Annotated in this window: 2 protein-coding genes and 1 pseudogene; 1 reads left to right on the forward strand and 2 read right to left on the reverse strand. The window is 48.9% G+C overall.

Annotated elements, in window-relative coordinates; translation table 11 throughout:
• Positions 1–196: 196 nt before the first annotated feature.
• The gene (locus tag Q0546_RS10730; RefSeq protein WP_298792921.1) at positions 197–916 is read right to left on the reverse strand and encodes a formate dehydrogenase-specific chaperone; all 720 of its coding nucleotides are present in this window, start codon (positions 914–916) and stop codon (positions 197–199) included.
• Positions 909–2,579 (reverse strand): 4Fe-4S binding protein, encoded by a 1,671-nt coding sequence (locus Q0546_RS10735; protein ID WP_298792922.1) that lies wholly within the window; start codon positions 2,577–2,579, stop codon positions 909–911. Before Q0546_RS10735 ends, Q0546_RS10730 begins: the two co-directional genes overlap by 8 nt.
• A 161-nt stretch (positions 2,580–2,740) precedes the next feature.
• Between Q0546_RS10735 and Q0546_RS10740 the strand changes: the two are divergent.
• Positions 2,741–3,268 (forward strand): annotated as a pseudogene (locus Q0546_RS10740) (L-seryl-tRNA(Sec) selenium transferase); the annotation flags it as partial.

Below are 3,268 nucleotides of genomic sequence, written 5' to 3' on the forward strand. Positions count from 1 at the left end.
TGTGTGGAAAATTTAAAAAATGCAGGAGTAAATTTGGGCGGGTTAAAGAGGCTAAAAAATCGCGCCGAAAACGGACGGGTTTTTCTAGCTAAATTTAAAGCGCAAATTTGACGAGAAAACGGCCGCTCGGGCGACTCGAGCAAGTCAAATTTACCTGCCGGCACGAGCCTAGCAAACAAATTTGAGCGCGCAAACCTCAGTCGTCGAACTCTTGCGAGATGACGGGCGAGAACTCCTCCCAGCGGAGTTTGGTTTTGGCCGTAGGCATCTTGCTTTGAAACGGCTCTTTTTTCATCGAGGCTACCGCCGCGCTGTCGCCGATCGGCGCAGGAGGAGCCTCTACGCCTAGCACCGCGCGCTCAAGATCGATAAAATCGCGCAAGATAACCGCGTAAGAGGCGAAAAAGTCTACATTTTTGTGAGCGGATAAAAATTTGATAAATTCGTCGATAAATTTATTCGTAACGTCCGTAAATAGCTTGCTGCTGATATTTGCTGCGCCCGCTGCTTCGTCTCGTAAAAAGGTCGCCGTGGCTAAAAATATAAATCCGACGTAGTCCTCGCTGTCCTTGCAGACGTCCTTGTCTCTGCGGTACGGGCTTAGCTTTAGGCACTCGATCACGCGCAGCCTAGCCGCGCCGTCGTCGCGTCCGTCCTCGTAAAATGAGGCGTTTAGCGGGATATTTGAGTAAGAAAAGTCAAAAAGCACGTCGTTTTGCTCCCTGGCGAATTTCTCAAAGTCAAATTTGGCTAAATTTGCAAACGCGGCTTCACTTGCAGGCGTAACTGGACTAGTAGCCAGGTAGGCTAGCTGTTCGCGCCAGCGGTCAAATTTACCGCCGTGCTCGTGAAAAAACAGCGGGTAGGCCAAAAACTCGTAAAAATACGCGCGCGCCTTGGTTAAGTTATTATCCATTTAAAACCTCTTCTTTCATTTGATCCATTTGCGCTTTTATCATCACTTTGGCTTTGCAGTCCGAGCAGCAATAAAGCGTCTTTAGTTTGGCTTTGTCGCCGTTAAATTTAGGCGCCATGATCGCGGCGATCTTTTCGACGGCCTTTTTGGTCGCAAACTCCTTGCCGCACTCGATACAGGCGAAAAGCTCGTCTCTGGCTAGCTCGCTAAAGGTAAAGAAACTAGGCTCCAGGTCAATCTTGCCGGGGCGTAAAAATATCGTGTCTTTTTCCGCGCAGCTAAGCTCGCAGTATCCGCACGCGGTGCAGACGCTCGGGTTAAAGACGATGGAGTTTGTTTTCTTGTCCGCGACTAGGGCGGCGACGTTACACGCTCCCACGCAGCTTAGGCACAGCGTGCAGGTGTCTTGATTTATCTCGACGCGGCCGTATCTGATGAGCTCCGTGGTGCTAACCGAGCCTAAATTTTGATCTCCGACTAGCCACTCTAGGCGTTTGGCGAAAATCTCGCGCTTTGGCATGGCGTACTCGGCGATGGAGTGCTGTGAGCCCTCGATAAATTTAGCCTGAGATAGGGCGCTTTTTAGTTTGTCTTCGTTTTGCGCGACGAGGACGGCTTTTTCGTTAAATTTGAGCTCGTAAATTTGATTTAAAATATCCACCGCGTCTTTGGTGCCTTTGCCGATATTTTGCTCGTAGATCACGACCTGCGCGCCGCTTTCTTGAAGCAATGTAAGCAGATGCGTCTCGCTCAAAAATCTCTCGCCGCTAATGGCAAAAGGTAGCACGTTTGCGGGTAAATTTACGATTAGGTTTTCTAAATTTGCCTTTGCGGGTACGACTAGCGCGATCTTGCCGCGGTATAGTTTGGCTATCTGGGCAAACGAGTTTCTCGGCATATCGGAGTAATCAAGCGCGCCGCTAGGGCACACGCTCACGCAGCCACCGCAGTTTATGCAGTCGATGTGAGAGAAAACTAGGTGCTTGGTCTCGTCCTCTTTTAGGATCGCTACCGTAGGGCAGGCCTCGACGCATCTGCCGCAGATCTCGTGTCTACGCTCGTGATACTGGCAGATCGTGGAGTCGTAGTGGACGTGGCTTTTAAATTTAAATTTCGGGCTTTGCGCGTCTAGCAGCGAGGCTATTTCCTCGTCGCTTTTGCCCGCGATCTCGTAGCAGCCGCTTTGCTTTAGCATGTATTCGCGTGCGTTTTCTACGAGGAAAAAGTCGCAGTCCACCTCAAACTCACCGTCCGGGCGCAGCACTAGCACGCTTAGTTCGCCTGCGGCGCCGTAGATAAATTTGATCTCAAAATGCGTCAGCTCGATGGTTTTAAAGCCTTTTTCTTTAAGCAAATTTGCCAAATTTTCGCGGCCGCCATTGCTAACGATAACGACGTTTTTGCCGACTGGCTTTTCGTAGTCGATGTCGCGCGCTAGGTCAAAGGCGCTGGCTCTAGCCTCATAAAGCAAAAGCGTGTTTTTGGCTTTATCCAGCACCGAGTCCGCGGTGTTTTTTAGATAAAAATTTATCTCCGGCGCTACGACGCTTGCCTTTAGTTTGGGCGAATTTGAGACGAGATACTCGCCTTCGCCGTTTATCTCGATCTGCTCGTTTAGCATCAAATTTTCGTCAAAATCGTTGTAAAAACCGAATTCTTTCATGATTTTCTCCCCGCGCTACGCGTTATCAAAATTAAGCGCATTTTAATACTAAAGGCATTAATAGGCTCTGAATTTTTATATTTATTTTTTTTAATAAGATTAGATTTATCCAAATTTATGCTAAAATCGCGCTCGGTAACACAAATTTACTAGGAGCGAATTTGAACGAACTACGAAAACTCCCGCAGATAGATAAATTTATAAAAAACGAGCGATTTTTTGGGCTTGATATTAGCTTGCTAACCAAAGTCGCTAGGGCCGAGCTAGAGAGCTTGCGCGCTCAAATTTTAGGCGGGCAAAACTGCCCGGGGCTTGACGCCATCGTCCAAAACACGCTCGCAAGATACGAAAAAGCGTCAAATTTGAGCCTACGCAGCCTGATAAACGCAACCGGCGTCATCATCCACACAAACCTCGGCCGCAGTGCGATCGATCCAGAAATTTTACGCCGAGCCCAGCCTGTTATCACGGGGTATTCAAATTTAGAGTATAGCGTAGAAAAGGGCGGCCGCTCAAATCGCTACGACTATGTGGGTGGGCTGCTCGCGGAGCTTTTCGGATTTGAGGATGCCGCCATAGTAAACAACAACGCAAGCGCCGTATTTTTGGTGCTAAATACCTTCTCAAAAGGCGGCGAAGCTATCATCAGCAGAGGCGAGCTAGTCGAGATCGGCGGGAGTTTTCGCGTA

This window comes from uncultured Campylobacter sp. (genome assembly GCF_937997465.1).
Classification (GTDB): domain Bacteria; phylum Campylobacterota; class Campylobacteria; order Campylobacterales; family Campylobacteraceae; genus Campylobacter_A.